The sequence below is a fragment of the Pseudomonas sp. genome, from assembly GCF_026224925.1.
Taxonomy (GTDB): domain Bacteria; phylum Pseudomonadota; class Gammaproteobacteria; order Pseudomonadales; family Pseudomonadaceae; genus Aquipseudomonas.
This window is the reverse complement of sequence record NZ_JAMFRV010000297.1, coordinates 1-14,161: the sequence shown is the minus strand read 5'-3', so window position 1 is coordinate 14,161 and position 14,161 is coordinate 1. Positions and strand designations below refer to the sequence as shown.

Below are 14,161 nucleotides of genomic sequence, written 5' to 3'. Positions count from 1 at the left end.
AGATAAAGCTTGCCTGATGAGTCAACACTGCGCATGCTGCACGCTCTTCCCGCAGCACTCAAAGATGGATAAACATGCGGCTGTTTCTGTGCGAAAAACCTTCTCAGGCTAAAGATATCGCCAAAGTGCTCGGTGCAACCCGGCGCGGCGATGGCTGCTGGCTGGGGTCGGACATCACGGTAACCTGGTGCATCGGCCATCTGCTGGAGGCCGCACCGCCTGACGCGTATGACGAACGCTACAAACGCTGGGTGCTGGCAGACTTGCCGATCATACCGAGCAAATGGAAGATGCTGGTCAAGTCAAAAACCGCCAGCCAATTCAAGGCCGTGAAACGCTTGCTTGGCGAAGCTCAGGAACTGGTCATCGCCACCGACGCCGATCGTGAGGGCGAGATGATCGCCCGGGAACTGGTCGAACACTGCCGCTATCGCGGGCCCATTCAGCGTTTGTGGCTCTCAGCCCTGGATGATGCCTCCATTCGCAAGGCCTTGGCAGCGCTCAAGCCCGGTGCGGAAACCTTTAGCCTTTACCATTCTGCCCTGGGCCGCTCCCGGGCAGACTGGTTGATCGGCATGAACATGAGCCGGCTGTTCACCCTGCTTGGCCGTCAATCGGGCTATCAAGGCGTGTTGCCGGTAGGCCGGGTGCAAACGCCCACGCTACGCCTGGTGGTTGACCGCGACCGCAGCATCGCTGACTTCGTGCCGGTCCCATATTGGTCCATCGAGGTGCAGTTGCTAAGCGAAGGTACGTCGTTCGCCGCACAGTGGATTGCCCCGCAAGACATCTGCGATGAACACGACCGCTGCCAAAACCCCGCATTGGCCAAAGAGGCGGCAGCAGCGTTAAGTACCGCCACCCATGCTCGGGTAGTGAAATTGCGAACCGAGCGCATGCGTGAGGCGCCGCCGCTGCTGTTTGATTTGGGGACGTTGCAAGAGGTCTGCTCGAAGAAGCTCGGGTTGGGCGCACAGGAAACCCTCGACATTGCACAATCGCTTTACGAGCAATACAAAATCATCACCTACCCACGCAGCGATTGCGGGTACCTGCCGCTGAGTCAACACAGCGAGGCTCCGTCAATATTGGCGGGCCTGGGCCGTGTCGATCCAAGCTTGGCTGAGTTGATGAAGCATCTCGATCCACAGCGTCGCTCAAGGGCCTGGAACGACGCCAAGGTCAGTGCCCACCACGGCATCATCCCGACGGCTGCCACGGTGGACCTAGGACGTTTGGCGAGTAAGCAACGCGCCGTCTACACCTTGATCCGGGCGCGTTATCTGGCGCAATTTCTACCCAATCATGAATACGATCGAACCCAGGCAGATTTTGACTGCGCCGGGCAAGCATTGCGTGCCGTCGGAAAATGCATCGTCGAACCCGGCTGGAAACGGGCGCTGCCTCAGGCGCTTGCGCCCACTAAAGCCAACGAAGCGCCCGCCCCTCAAGCACTCCCCGCGCTTAGAGAGGGACAGGAGTGCGCTGTCGAGAATGTCACGCTGAAAGATCTGTGGACTCAGCCGCCCAAGCCGTTCACGGAAGGCGATCTGATCAAGGCGATGAAAAACGTTGCAAAGCTGGTGAGCGATCCCCGGCTCAAGCAAAAACTCAAGGACACCACCGGGATTGGTACCGAGGCCACTCGGGCCGGCATCATCCAGGGGTTGCTGGATCGCGGTTACCTGAACAAGGTCGGCAAAGCGTTGGCGGCCTCCCCCGCTGCGTTCAGCCTGATCGACGCCGTGCCTCGCGCAATCGCCGATCCCGGAACTACCGCGATTTGGGAGCAGGCATTAGACATGGTGCAAAGCGGCGAGATGACCCTGGAAGACTTCGTCGCTAAACAGTCGGCCTGGATGACCAAGCAAGTTGCGCGCTGCACTGGTTTGCAACTGACCATCAGTGGCCCGGCAAGCCCGTCGGGGCGTACCGGAGCAGCATGGAAGAAAAAACGTAAACCGGCATCAGGTAAGCCGGCCGCCGCCAAGCGCGCCAGCTCGACTCGCAAGGCTGCCTCAACAAGCCAGTAAGCCGTCAGTCATCCAGCGATTTTGGAGGTGCAGCTGGCGCCTTCCCGGCTTTGGTCGCTTTGCTGGCCTTGCCATTCTGTTGCGCTGGCGCAGCATCGGGGGCCGTCGCGGAGCCTGCGGGTGCTGAAGCCTCTTTTTCGCGCGCCGGCATTTGGTCGATAGTACTGAACAGCTCTTTGGGATCAATGGGACCGGAGTGCTCAAGTTTCTTTTCGCCGTCTTTGCCCACCAGAATCACTTTGGCTTGACCGCCAGCGCCCAAATTAAGCTCGCGGATCAGGGCCATAGTGGTCTGGGCATCCATATTTTTGCCGTCGCGCTGGCCGATGAGGTTGAGCACGGTGTAAAGCACCATATTGCGTTCGTTGAAAGCGGCGCGATTGGCCGGTTCGTCCAACGCTTTTTTCATGCTGACCACAGTGGGGTCTACAGAGCTGGGGGCTATGATAATCAAAGGCCGCGAATGCCCGCGATCCTGAGCCAAGGGGCCGTCACTGTCAGCCGCCAGCACAGGGCCGACAACAGCAGCGAACAAAGTGGCAAGTGCTATAGACCGGATAAGCATGCACATTTCCTTTTTGGTATTCATGCACTAATGATTGCTTATCGTGGAAAAAGGTCCAGTCGACACGCTAAATTAAGTCACAGCGCCTCCTGAGAAGAACGTGCCGATGCCCCATTGGATACCGTGACATCGGTTGAACTGTAAGGGCGGGGTTGGCCCCCGCCCGTACAACCTAGTTAGGCTTTACGATTTGCGCCGTGGCTGGTGTCATGACCTTTTCGCCCAGCTTCCGATGCCTTGTCGCGACTTTGGGAAGTGCTGCTGGTTGAGCTCTCGCCTCCTTTCTTGCCGGCCTCTGAAGCCTTGGCACGGTCATTGGAGACATTGCCAGAGTTCGATTTTTCATTGTTAGGCATGATTTAATCCTCTTGTTCTGATTTGTAATCTCTCAGCGGGCAGCCCCGCTTCATTTACGAATCTTCATCAGCTAAAAAGTTTTGAGAAAATCATTACAACCTGACAAATGGCCTTTGCCCCATAGAACCGCACCTCAGCCTGCAATTAAATTGCTATCAGATAGTTTCGTTTTGCCATCATCCATAGAACGTCATTACCAACAATTCTATGTTTAATACAACAATGACCAATGCGACTCCCCACGCGAGAAAGGTCAGCCAACGACCCGTCACAAACTCGCCCATGAGGGTTTGGTTGGAGACGAATCGCACCAACGGAATAATCGCGAACGGCAGCTGCATCGATAACACGACCTGACTGAACACCAGCAGTTTGGTGGTGCCGCTGGGGCCATACAGAAGGGTCACGATGATGACCGGAATGATTGCCAGGCCACGTGTTAGCAGCCGCCGCCCCCAGTCTGGAAACCTCAATTGGAGGAAACCCTCCATCACGATTTGTCCGGCCAAGGTTGCTGTCACCGTGGAGTTGATGCCCGATGCCAGCAGCGCCACCGCAAATAACGTCGATGCCACGCCAACGCCCAACATCGGCGACAACAAGTGATAAGCCTGTTCAATGTCCAAGACATCGGTGCGCCCAGCCTTATTAAATACCTCGGCCGAGGTAATCAGGATCGCTGCGTTAACGAACAGTGCCAGCATCAGCGCCACACTGCTGTCCACCACAGCCCAACGCAGCCCGACCCTGCGACCGACAACGGTTCGGGGATAGGCACGGGTCTGCACAATGGATGAATGCAGATAAAGGTTATGCGGCATAACCGTGGCGCCGATGATGCCAATGGCCAGGTAGAGCACAATGGGGTCCGTCACTATTTGCGTATGCGGAATGAACCCGCCAATGATGTCGCTGATGGACGGCTGGGCCAGCACCATCTGCACCCCAAAGCAGACGAAGATGATGGTCAACAAGGCAATCACGAACGCCTCAAGGGACCGAAAGCCGCGCCCCATGAGCATTAGAATCAGAAAGACATCGGCGACAGAAACAATGACGCCCCACAGCATAGGCAAACCAAACAGCAAGTTGAGCGCAATGGCCGTACCGATCACCTCAGCCAGGTCGCAGGCAACTATGGCCAATTCGCAGGCCAGCCACAGCCCTATGCACACCGGTCGGCTGTACTGCTCTCGACACGCTTGCGCCAGGTCCATGCCGGTGACGATACCCAAACGCGCTGCCAGCGCCTGTAGCAGAATTCCGATCAAGCTCGACAGCAAAATCACTGACAGCAGTAAATAGCCAAACTGAGAGCCGCCAGCGATATCAGTGGCCCAGTTACCAGGGTCCATGTAGCCGACCGCGACCATGTAGCCCGGCCCGGTGAAGGCCAACAGTCGCCGGAACCAGTGCCGGGCCTTGGGCAAAGCGACGCTGCCGTTCAGCGCACCGAGGCTTAGCCTTCGCACGGGGGCAGCGGGTTCACAGCCGCCCACGACCGCCTGCTCGTTATTGTCCGGTGCGCTCATTGTCCACCCTGTACAGTTACGGCCATCGATGGACATCCTATGTGGCAGGTGGAGGTGTCCGCTACTGCCACTTCAGACATTCTCATTGGCGTAGGATAGGCGGTCTGCAACTCGCTGTGCTTTCGGAACCCTCTTAATGAGCCGTACTTTCCGCTCGCTGAACAATTACAACTACCGCATGTGGGCAGGCGGCGCGATCATATCCAACGTCGGCACCTGGATGCAGCGCACCGCGCAAGACTGGCTGGTGCTCACCCAACTCACCCACCAAAATGCGACCGCAGTCGGCATTGTCATGGCGCTGCAGTTCGGGCCCATGTTGCTGTTGCTGCCGCTGACCGGTTTGGCGGCTGATCGTCTGGACCGACGAAAACTCCTGCTGACAACCCAGACGTGCATGGCCGTCCTCGCTCTCGGACTGGGTTTGCTGACGCTGGCTGGCTGGGCAGAGTTGTGGTCAGTCTACGTATTCGCCCTGCTGCTGGGCTGCGTCACGGCATTCGATGCACCCGCAAGGCAAACATTTGTCGCCGAATTGGTGGGCGATGAAGACTTGTCGAACGCGGTGGCGTTGAACTCTACCTCGTTCAATGCCGCACGCATGATCGGCCCCGCTATCGCCGGTGGGCTTATCGCGTCAATCGGCACCGGTTGGGTATTTTTGCTCAACTCGGTCACCTACATCGCAGTGATCTTTTCCCTGCGAATGCTTCGCGTCGGCGAACTGCATAGGAGCATTAAAGCACCGAGAACCCGTGGCAGCTTCTTGGCAGGTTTGCGCTATGTCTGGAAACGCCCTGACCTCAAAGCCGCTTTATTCATGTTGTTTCTGATTGGAACGTTCGGCCTCAATTTTCCGATTTTCATCTCGACCATGTCCGTCACGGTTTTCCAGATCGGGGCCGGCCAGTACGGACTGCTGGCGTCAATGATGGCGATTGGATCAGTCATCGGTGCACTGCTTGCCGCTCGCCGTGCACGGCCACACATCGGTCTATTGCTTGCCGGCGCGACAGTCTTCGGCGTCGGTCTGACGGTGGCTGCGATCATTCCCGATTATTGGCTTTTCGGCATCGCGCTGATCGTCATCGGGGTGTCGGCGCAAACCTTCAATACCACCGCCAACAGCTTGGTACAGCTGTCGACCGAACCTGAAATGCGTGGGAGGGTCATGGCGATCCTGCTGGCAATCGCAATGGGCGGCACGCCATTGGGTGCGCCCATCGTGGGCTGGGTTGCGGACGTTTACGGTCCACGCTGGGCCCTCGGCATCGGTGCTGCTTCAGGTTTTCTCGCCGCAGCAGTCGGGGTTCACTATTTGATGAAGCACCGTCAACTGCGCGTACGTTTTAGCGCCAGGCGCTTTCACTTTAGTATGGACGGTTGATTTCACAGATCGATTCGGGTGAAGGGACAATATTGACTCATAAGTGCAGCGTTTTTTTCACGCTTTTTTCAGTGGAAGTACGCCATCCTCACTACGAACCACGAGCTACAAACACATCGCTGCGCTGCCCATTATCAATGAGGAAAATTTGAATGTCGCTTTTCAGCAAAAACACTGCGGTCCTGGCGCTGAGCCTGACGGTATTGTTGACCGGTATGAGCAGCTTTGCCGCGACCAAACCTGTGGCCACGACGGCCGCGGTGCAAAAGGTCTCGATGTTGGGTGGGAAATTTGCGTTCAGCTTACCCACCACGTATGTGGCCACCGCGATGTCGGATGGCAATGAAAAGAGCGGCACGGCAGGGGCGACAGGAACAATGTACGCCAACAAGGAAGAAAAGCGCGTGATTCTCACGGCTGAAAGAACCCTGCCCAACGGCACCAAGACGGGTGACAACGATGATGAGTTTCTCGACAGTTCAGTAGCCGATTTCATCCGTCAGCAAAGCGCTGCTCTGCCTGACTTCAAGCAAACCAGCGAAAACAGATTGACGGTCAAGGGTCTGGGCGTTCGCGAGATAGACAGCACTGCCACCATGGGCGGCGGTCACACGCTGAATGCCACGTTCCTGTCAGGATCAGGTACCCGCGCGATTGTGGTTCAGGTGATTTCCCGGGCAGACGATCAGGCCGGGCATGCGGCGTTGATCAAAAGAATCATCGCGGGCTTGAACGCCCGCTGAAGATTCGCTGATCGATATTCAAGACTTTGCGTTGATCAGGGTGTGGAGCGAGGCGTCGAACTGTTGCAGCGCATCGACCTGCACCACGCGCTGCCCATCGATCTCGGCGGCCACTTCAGGCGCCGGTTTGCTCATGGCCCACACTGGCGAGAGGTTTTTGCCAGCGTGACCTTCGGCTTTACCGATGTAGTTCAATTGAGCATCAAAAAACTCGGCGACAATACTGGCCTGCACATCCGGGCTGCGAGGGGTAACCAGCACGTTTTGGGTGTCCAGCAACACAATGACATCAGGTCGTGCGGCCATCAGCGAGTCTAGATTGTCGTAGAAATCAACCGATTTGAACTGGGCCTGCAATGAACTCTTCAGCCAGTCGATGGCCAACGTCGGGTCGGAGCTTGAAACGAACGCTTTCTGTATTTCTTCGTCGAGTTGCTGACTGCCTTGTGCCACCGAGTGGTAACGCTCGAGGTAAGCCAGATTCGCCACAGTGTTCTCGCTGAAAACAACACCGACCGATTGCGTGTGCTTCAAGGCAACGCCGGAAGATTGGGTGGCGGCTCTGAACACGCCATCCTTGTTGTCGGCGTTCTCGGGTGTACCGGTAGCGCATCCTGCCAAGGCGACGACTAGGGCAAGCAGAGCTGCAATTCGAATCTTCATTTGACTTCTCCAAGTGCCTCGGTTGGCAGAACGCCATCCTGAGCCATCTTCCGAAAAAAACCCCCGTCCCAAACGTCAATGGTCATTATCGACAAAACAGATAGTGGCCTTCGCTGCCATGACCCCCTCCACTGCCGACTCAAGCGTCCAGTTACTTCGGAGTCCACTGCCGTGTTTCTTGTTCGGTATTCAATCCGCAAAACAGCTTCAGACATACAAAGACACTGTGGGCGAGCTTGTGCGCGATATAGGTAGCGCCGCGGTATGTCTGATAAACCTCGTCGTCTGCTTCCCGAACAAGTTCGGTCCCACCGAATCTCGGGATGACGCCGGATTTGGGGCAACCCACACAAAACTGTGGGAGTAAGCTTGCTTGCGAAGAACGCGGCGCGGTTTGCCTGATTAGCCCTTCATTCACGACCTCGTCCGTCGCAGATCTTCTGGGGTCATGACATTGCCTTCGCAAGCAAGCTTACTCCCACAGTATTTTGGATTGCGCTTAAACTGCGCGCTCATGAATGATCGAAATCTCGCTATGAATTCAGATGCATTGTCCCTGCTGCAAGTCCACTTGCTCGACGCCTTGAGCACCACCACCGACGAAGCCCGGCGCCTGTTTCACGGCCGGGGCCGACGTTGGCAGGGCCTGGAAAATGTGACGGCTGACTGGCTAAACGGCGTGTTGCTGGTGTCGTTGTTCAAAGAGCCAGCGGCAACTGAAATGACCGCATTGCGCGAAGTCCTTGGCGCGCTGAGCCAATCGCCGCAATGGCTAGAATCCAGCGCCCATGCACTGCTCCTGCAGCACCGGTACCTGCAAGACAGCAGCACCGAGTGGTTGCTGGGAGAGCCTTTTGATAACGGGGTCATTACCGAGCACGGTCTGCATTTCAAACTGGATTTCGGCCGAAATCAAAACACTGGTTTGTTCCTCGACATGCGCTACGGGCGAAATTGGGTACAAGCCAACGTCAACGGCAAACGGGTGCTCAACCTGTTCGCTTACACCTGCGGCTTCTCGGTAGCAGCAATTGCCGGTGGCGCGGAACACGTAGTCAACCTCGATATGGCCAAAGCCGCACTCAGTCGCGGGCGGGAAAACCATCGGCTGAACCACCATGACCTGAGCCGCGTGAGTTTCCTCGGGCACGACCTGTTCAAATCCTGGGCGCGGGTCAAAAGAGACGGCCCCTATGACCTGATCATCATCGACCCGCCGTCATTCCAAAAAGGCAGTTTTATCCTGACCAAGGATTACCAGAAAATCCTCCGCCGCCTGCCGGACCTGCTCAATCCCCAAGGCATCGTGCTCGCCTGCGTCAACGACCCCGCCATCGGCCCCGAGTTTCTCGTCGACAACATGGCCACCGAAGCGCCCAGCCTGATTTTCCAACACCGCCTTGAAAACCCGCCGGAGTTTGCCGATGAACAGGTTGAAGGTGGATTGAAGGCGTTAATTTTTGTGCTGGATGCTGAGCGTGGTCCTCTATGAGCAGCGACGTTTCGTTTCGCCTGGCAACAGAGGAAGACGCCTTGTGCATCGGCGCATTGGGCACACAGGTGTGGCTCGACACTTATGCGACCGGCGGCATTCGCCCCTCATTGGCCCGCGAAGTCATCAAGCATTTCTCCCTTGATGGCGTGGCCTCCACTCTGGCCAAGCCAGACACGGCACTGTTGCTCGCCGAGCGACAGGATCATCTCGTTGCGTTCGCGCAGTTGCGGTATGACGCTGAACATAGCGTGCTCCCTGACCGCTCCGCCGTCGAGTTGGAGCGACTTTATGTTCAAGAAGCATTTACCGGAAGAGGCATCGGCAAACGCTTGTTACTAGAAGTAGAAACATTAGTTGGCCCACACGGTGCGAACACGATCTGGTTGAACGCCTGGGTCGGCAATCGGCGCGCGCTTGGATTCTATACTGCTCAAGGTTACGAGGACATCGGCAGCGATTGGTACTCCTTCGATGGCGAAAGCCACGAGAACCGAGTGTTCGCCAAACGCCTCGACTAAGCTGCCTGACAATACGATCCGCATCGCCGGGAGGGAATGTGATACTCCGCTATGGCAACGTGGCAGATGGGGTGATCAGGTTTAGGTAGCGTGTGCTGCACTGACGCCTTCGTCGGCAAGCCGACTCCCACAGTAGGTTGAGCCAGGCACAAATCCAAATGTGGGAGCAGGCTTGCCTGCGAAGAGGCCAGCCCAAGTCACACACAGTGCGCAGTCATCTCACAGTGTTGACATAAAACCCAAAAAAGCAGTCTATCGTTACCCACCTGCCAGGCCTTGGCGTATCGCATCGGAGCACCTTTAATGATCAACAGCCAGACCCGCGATGGCCTTGAGACCTTGTGCCGGTTAATGGCCCAAAGGCCGTTTCTGGTGTTGACCGGGGCAGGAATTAGTACCTCTTCGGGGATTCCCGATTACCGGGATAAAGAAGGCGTGCGCCGGGGCAAGGCGCCGATGATGTATCAAGACTTCATCAACGCCCCCACCGCACGACAACGCTATTGGGCGCGGGCGATGTTGGGTTGGCCGCGTATCCGCCAAGCGCGGCCCAATGCAGCGCACGAGGCGTTGGCGCAGTTGCAGGCTCGGCAGTTGATCAATGGAGTAATCACCCAAAACGTCGACACACTGCACGATCAAGCAGGCAGTCACGACGTGATCGAACTGCACGGTAGCTTGCACCGTGTGGTGTGTCTCGATTGCGGCCAACGTACCGATCGCGACGCCATCCAAGCGCTGCTGGAAAGGCAAAACCCTTACCTGGCGGGCGTCGATGCCGTTCAGGCGCCGGATGGCGATACCTTGCTCGACCCGGCCTTCGAGGCGCGTTTTCAAGTGCCGCATTGCCCGCATTGCCAAGGCGACCGGTTGAAACCAGACGTGGTTTTCTTCGGTGAAAACGTCGCTCAAGTCACCGCCACCAAGGCCATGCACAGCGTCGAACACGCGCAAGGCCTGTTGGTCGTAGGCTCTTCGCTGATGGCCTTTTCAGCGTTCCGCTTGTGCCGGGCAATAGCGGATCAAGGCAAACCGCTGATCGCCATCAACTTCGGTAAAACCCGTGCCGATGACTTTCTCGACCTGAAAATCGAAGCGTCCTGCGAGGTGCTGTTGCCGCTGATCGCCGAGCGATTGGACACCGTCGAATAACGCCGGCGATTCATTTGCCGCCGACGCTAACTTCTCCGATTATTTTTCCCAAGAAGCCTTGGCAATCTCTAGCCCGTGCAGGCCTTTATAAGCCGCACGTTCCGGTTGTTTCCAACCGTTGAGCAGGCTGTCATCAAGCTGGTAGATCTCCACACCCAGCGGCCGGCAAACGGTCAGCGGGTCTTGCGCATCAGGCCCCCACATGGCCAACGACAGATCACCACCGGGACACGTGGAAAGCGCGCACAGCACGTCAATCTCAGCGAAAAACTCTAGATAGTCGCCCTTCTTCGCCGGGCAGGCTTTCATGAAGTACATGTCGTCGTGATTGAGCCCGGTGCATTGAAAGATGTTCAGCACATCGTGCACATCAAACTCGGTCAGGCCGTGGGGCAATACCGCTCGGGTCAGATTGGAATGGCAGTGATGATGGAAGTCTTCGCCGGTCAGCATCTTGTTCACGTATGGATCGCAACGGGTGCCGAGTAAATCGTGCAAGCGACCGCCGTGTTCATCAATGCCGTAGCCCGCCAGGCTGTCATCGGTAATGGTCGCCATCGGCCGCAGAAATGGCAGGTTTGACCACAGACGATCATAGGTACTGACGTGTGCGCCTTGCAGTTGGCGAGTGCGCGCCGCCCACATGCGTTCGCGAGGGTCATGGGCGTTCCAGATATTGAAATCGCCCACCTGCGGCCCCACCGGCGTCGTCACCCGAAACACTTGCCCTGCCGAGACTTTCCAGGCCCGGCCAGTGCGAATGGGCACTTCGAACTGCTCCACCAAGGTACGAGCGTCGGTCTGCTCGCGGATACGCTCATAGAATGCTTTATCAACATTGAGCGCCGAACCTTTACTGACCTGATAGGCCGCTGGGTAATCTTTGTACATGGGGTAATGGCCTCTCGCTGGAAAAAGGGCTGACACATTCGGCCGAATGAATGTAACAATTTATCGCATAAAAAACGTCACCTTCCTCCCATGGATCTGGAAAGCCTCGCATGTCCTCGCTCTCACCTTCTGCTGCGTCCGACGCTGGTGCCCTCACCGACGGGATTAATCCGGTTCGGGCCTCCATTATTTCCGCACGCATCGACCGCCTGCCCAGCGTCGCAACGTTATGGCGGCTGGTGGCATTGCTGTCGATCGGTGGATTCTTCGAACTGTATGATCTGTTTCAGACGGCTTACATCAGCCCTGGCCTGATCCGCGACGGAATTTTCAACACCGGCAACCTTGGCGTGTTTGGTTTTTCCGACCAAGCCGCTTTCGCCTCGGCAACCTTTCTTGGATTGTTTCTCGGCGCCAGCTTGCTCAGCCCGATTGCCGACCGCTTCGGACGTCGGGCAATTTTCACTGTTGCCCTGATCTGGTACACCATCGCTACCGTGTTGATGGGCATTCAAAGCTCGGCGCTAGGCATTATTGGCATGCGGTTTTTGGTGGGAATCGGGCTCGGCGTCGAGTTGGTCACCATTGACGCCTATCTCTCGGAACTGGTGCCGAAACGGATGCGCAGTTCGGCATTCGCTTTTGCATTCTTCGTGCAGTTTCTGTCAGTGCCGGCGGTGGCATTAATGTCCTGGTGGTTGGTGCCGCAAGCGCCGTTCGGTATATCCGGTTGGCGTTGGGTGGTACTGGCCAGTGCCGTGTTTGCGCTGTTTATTTGGTGGCTGCGCTCACGCCTGCCCGAGTCGCCGCGCTGGCTGGCACAACAAGGCCGATTCGAAGAAGCCGAGCAGATCATGGACGCCCTCGAAGCACGGTGTCTGCGTGACCATGGCAAAGCATTGGATCAACCAGAGCCGCAAGCGGTAAGTGTCGAAGGCGTCGGACGCTTCGCCGATATTTGGCAACCGCCCTACCGCCGCCGTGCAATCATGTTGATTGTGTTTCATGTATTTCAAGCCATCGGCTTTTTCGGTTTCGGCAACTGGTTACCCGCGCTACTGTCGGGCCAAGGCGTGAGCGTCACCCACAGTTTGATGTACGCCTTTATTATTACCTTGGCGTATCCGCTGGGGCCGCTGTTGTTCGTCAAGTTTGCCAATCGTTTCGAAAACAAGTGGCAGATTGTCGGCTCGGCGTTGGGAAGCATGATCTTCGGCACACTGTTTGCGATGCAAGCATCAGCGCTGGGACTGATTATCTGCGGGGTCATGATTACCTTCTGCAACGCCTGGCTGAGTTTCGCTTACCACTCCTATCAAAGCGAACTGTTCCCGACCAATATCCGCGCACGTGCGGTGGGCTTTTGTTACTCCTTCAGTCGGTTATCGACTGTCTTCAGCAGTCTAATAATAGGGTTCTTTCTTGATCACTTCGGAACGCCCGGTGTACTGGCCTTCATCGTTAGCAGCATGTTGATCGTGATGATAACCATCGGCCGCTTCGGCCCGCGCACCCGCAACCTTGCGCTGGAAAACATCGCTCATCACTGATTTCAGGTCTGTGCCCACTCGACGTCCGTAATGCCGAAATGTTCGGCATACGGGCGCGACACCCGGGGCACTTTTTCCAATCGATACTTAGGAATTCGACCAATACCCGCATCAACACTCGCGTGATGCCAGGCTTCGGTGTTGTCCATAAATTCAGCGCTGATGTAGAACGATTTGAAACTACCGTTGAGCAAGTAATCGATTCTGAAATGCTTGGTATTGTTCATTTACTGGTGGCCTCATCAACTCAATCCTAGAGTCTCAGATGACCGCTACCACTTAGCAAAAATTCCATACCTAGTTCCCGACGGTATAACAACAACTCGCGCGGATACAAGCAGTTATAAACTCAATTCGAATGGATGCATTGGCGGCGGCGATTTATGCGTTCGGGGGAAGTCATCGGATGCCCAGGCGTTTTGCCAGGCGGCTGAGGTTGGCTCGATCAATACCCAACTCTCGGGCGGCGTCAGCCCATTTACCTTGGTGGCGGGTCAGTGCCTGCGCAATAAGAATTTTCTGATAAGCGTCCAGCGACTCTTTCAAACCTTCTCCTGAATTTACCCTTGGCACCTCATGGGTGGCGTCTGGTTCTGTTCTAGAAACGGGCTCTTCCAACCCCAAGGATTGCGCTTCGATCGTGAGAATTCGCGGACGTTCGGCGTGGGCTGACAGAGCCTTTAGGGTAGCGCGGCTAATCAGGTGTTCCAACTCTCGGACATTGCCCGGCCAGGCATAACCCACCAGCAACTTTTGCGCCTGCGGGTTCAAGCGCAAACTGCGCAGGCCCATGCGCGCGCGGTTTTCTTCAAGAAAAAACCCGGCCAGCAGCAACACGTCTCGCCCGCGTTCACGCAGCGCAGGCACCCGCAACGGATACACACTCAGCCGATGGTAGAGGTCCGCGCGAAACCGCCCTGCGCGTACCTCTTCGGCTAGGTCGCGATTGGTCGCCGCAATGATCCGCACATCGACATGGTGTTCTTGATCGGAGCCTACCCGTTGCAACTGGCCACTCTGCAGTACGCGCAAAAGTTTCGCTTGAACCGGAAGCGGCAGTTCGCCGACTTCGTCGAGAAAAATCGTCCCGCCATCCGCCAGTTCGAAGCGTCCCGCGCGGTCGCTCTTCGCGTCCGTGAAGGCCCCCCGCACGTGGCCGAAGAGCTCGCTCTCGAAGACCCCTTCCGGAAGGCCGCCGATATTGACCGAGATGAAGGGCTTGCCCGCCCGGGCGGACACCGCATGCAGCGTCTGGGCCACGAGGCCCTTGCCCGT

The 14,161-nt window shown here is 56.8% G+C and carries 14 protein-coding genes; 7 read left to right on the top strand and 7 right to left on the bottom strand.

The window, feature by feature from the left end; all coding sequences use genetic code 11:
• The first annotated feature begins 74 nt into the window (after nt 1-74).
• The gene (locus M0974_RS12820; protein ID WP_297836874.1) at nt 75-2,033 is read left to right on the top strand and encodes a DNA topoisomerase III; all 1,959 of its coding nucleotides are present in this window, start codon (nt 75-77) and stop codon (nt 2,031-2,033) included.
• 4 nt (nt 2,034-2,037) lie between these two features.
• On the opposite strand, the gene M0974_RS12815 is transcribed toward M0974_RS12820, so the two are convergent.
• The 3 genes from M0974_RS12815 to M0974_RS12805 form a co-directional block, all read right to left on the bottom strand.
• A complete protein-coding gene (locus M0974_RS12815; protein WP_297836870.1) occupies nt 2,038-2,598 on the bottom strand; it encodes a DUF4174 domain-containing protein in 561 nt (186 codons plus the stop codon).
• Nucleotides 2,599-2,774: 176 nt separating this feature from the next.
• Nucleotides 2,775-2,954, bottom strand: coding sequence for a KGG domain-containing protein (locus M0974_RS12810; RefSeq protein WP_297836867.1), 180 nt, complete (start codon nt 2,952-2,954; stop codon nt 2,775-2,777).
• A 177-nt stretch (nt 2,955-3,131) separates the two neighbouring features.
• Nucleotides 3,132-4,487 carry an Nramp family divalent metal transporter gene (locus tag M0974_RS12805; protein WP_297836866.1) on the bottom strand — a complete coding sequence of 452 codons (1,356 nt, stop codon included), beginning with the start codon at nt 4,485-4,487 and terminating at the stop codon, nt 3,132-3,134.
• Between the two features lie 136 nt (nt 4,488-4,623).
• Here M0974_RS12805 and M0974_RS12800 point away from each other — a divergent pair, with 136 nt between their 5' ends.
• Nucleotides 4,624-5,874 (top strand): MFS transporter, encoded by a 1,251-nt coding sequence (locus M0974_RS12800; RefSeq protein ID WP_297836864.1) that lies wholly within the window; start codon nt 4,624-4,626, stop codon nt 5,872-5,874.
• A gap of 152 nt (nt 5,875-6,026) precedes the next feature.
• The gene (locus M0974_RS12795; protein ID WP_297836862.1) at nt 6,027-6,617 is read left to right on the top strand and encodes a hypothetical protein; all 591 of its coding nucleotides are present in this window, start codon (nt 6,027-6,029) and stop codon (nt 6,615-6,617) included.
• 18 nt (nt 6,618-6,635) lie between these two features.
• Here the strand turns inward: M0974_RS12795 and M0974_RS12790 are convergent, their stop codons facing one another.
• Nucleotides 6,636-7,280 (bottom strand): ATPase, encoded by a 645-nt coding sequence (locus M0974_RS12790; protein WP_297836860.1) that lies wholly within the window; start codon nt 7,278-7,280, stop codon nt 6,636-6,638.
• A 535-nt stretch (nt 7,281-7,815) separates the two neighbouring features.
• Between M0974_RS12790 and M0974_RS12785 the strand changes: the two genes are divergently transcribed.
• The 3 genes from M0974_RS12785 (at nt 7,816) to M0974_RS12775 (ending at nt 10,445) form a co-directional block, all read left to right on the top strand.
• Complete coding sequence (locus M0974_RS12785) at nt 7,816-8,772, top strand: class I SAM-dependent methyltransferase (RefSeq protein WP_297836857.1); 957 nt, start codon at nt 7,816-7,818, stop codon at nt 8,770-8,772.
• Entirely contained in the window at nt 8,769-9,293 is a 525-nt protein-coding gene (locus M0974_RS12780) for a GNAT family N-acetyltransferase (RefSeq protein WP_297836855.1), read from the top strand. Before M0974_RS12785 ends, M0974_RS12780 begins: the two co-directional genes overlap by 4 nt.
• A gap of 303 nt (nt 9,294-9,596) precedes the next feature.
• The gene (locus M0974_RS12775; RefSeq protein WP_297836852.1) at nt 9,597-10,445 is read left to right on the top strand and encodes an NAD-dependent protein deacetylase; all 849 of its coding nucleotides are present in this window, start codon (nt 9,597-9,599) and stop codon (nt 10,443-10,445) included.
• Between the two features lie 39 nt (nt 10,446-10,484).
• On the opposite strand, the gene M0974_RS12770 is transcribed toward M0974_RS12775, so the two are convergent.
• Entirely contained in the window at nt 10,485-11,336 is an 852-nt protein-coding gene (locus tag M0974_RS12770) for a DUF1989 domain-containing protein (protein ID WP_297836849.1), read from the bottom strand.
• A 110-nt stretch (nt 11,337-11,446) separates the two neighbouring features.
• Here M0974_RS12770 and M0974_RS12765 point away from each other — a divergent pair, with 110 nt between their 5' ends.
• Entirely contained in the window at nt 11,447-12,886 is a 1,440-nt protein-coding gene (locus M0974_RS12765) for an MFS transporter (protein WP_297836846.1), read from the top strand.
• Between the two features lie 2 nt (nt 12,887-12,888).
• Here M0974_RS12765 and M0974_RS12760 read toward each other — a convergent pair whose 3' ends face one another.
• Both M0974_RS12760 and M0974_RS12755 read right to left on the bottom strand, forming a co-directional pair.
• Nucleotides 12,889-13,113 carry a DUF6555 family protein gene (locus M0974_RS12760; protein WP_297836844.1) on the bottom strand — a complete coding sequence of 75 codons (225 nt, stop codon included), beginning with the start codon at nt 13,111-13,113 and terminating at the stop codon, nt 12,889-12,891.
• Nucleotides 13,114-13,285: 172 nt separating this feature from the next.
• Nucleotides 13,286-14,161, bottom strand: an 876-nt coding sequence (locus M0974_RS12755; protein ID WP_297836841.1) for a sigma 54-interacting transcriptional regulator, incomplete at its 5' end; no start/stop codon positions are given.

Coding starts and splice junctions, on each gene's coding strand:
- M0974_RS12820 (WP_297836874.1), top strand. CDS start 75: ATGCGGCTGTTTCTGTGCGAAAAACCTTCTCAGGCTAAAGATATCGCC.
- M0974_RS12815 (WP_297836870.1), bottom strand. CDS start 2,598: ATGCTTATCCGGTCTATAGCACTTGCCACTTTGTTCGCTGCTGTTGTC.
- M0974_RS12810 (WP_297836867.1), bottom strand. CDS start 2,954: ATGCCTAACAATGAAAAATCGAACTCTGGCAATGTCTCCAATGACCGT.
- M0974_RS12805 (WP_297836866.1), bottom strand. CDS start 4,487: ATGAGCGCACCGGACAATAACGAGCAGGCGGTCGTGGGCGGCTGTGAA.
- M0974_RS12800 (WP_297836864.1), top strand. CDS start 4,624: ATGAGCCGTACTTTCCGCTCGCTGAACAATTACAACTACCGCATGTGG.
- M0974_RS12795 (WP_297836862.1), top strand. CDS start 6,027: ATGTCGCTTTTCAGCAAAAACACTGCGGTCCTGGCGCTGAGCCTGACG.
- M0974_RS12790 (WP_297836860.1), bottom strand. CDS start 7,280: ATGAAGATTCGAATTGCAGCTCTGCTTGCCCTAGTCGTCGCCTTGGCA.
- M0974_RS12785 (WP_297836857.1), top strand. CDS start 7,816: ATGAATTCAGATGCATTGTCCCTGCTGCAAGTCCACTTGCTCGACGCC.
- M0974_RS12780 (WP_297836855.1), top strand. CDS start 8,769: ATGAGCAGCGACGTTTCGTTTCGCCTGGCAACAGAGGAAGACGCCTTG.
- M0974_RS12775 (WP_297836852.1), top strand. CDS start 9,597: ATGATCAACAGCCAGACCCGCGATGGCCTTGAGACCTTGTGCCGGTTA.
- M0974_RS12770 (WP_297836849.1), bottom strand. CDS start 11,336: ATGTACAAAGATTACCCAGCGGCCTATCAGGTCAGTAAAGGTTCGGCG.
- M0974_RS12765 (WP_297836846.1), top strand. CDS start 11,447: ATGTCCTCGCTCTCACCTTCTGCTGCGTCCGACGCTGGTGCCCTCACC.
- M0974_RS12760 (WP_297836844.1), bottom strand. CDS start 13,113: ATGAACAATACCAAGCATTTCAGAATCGATTACTTGCTCAACGGTAGT.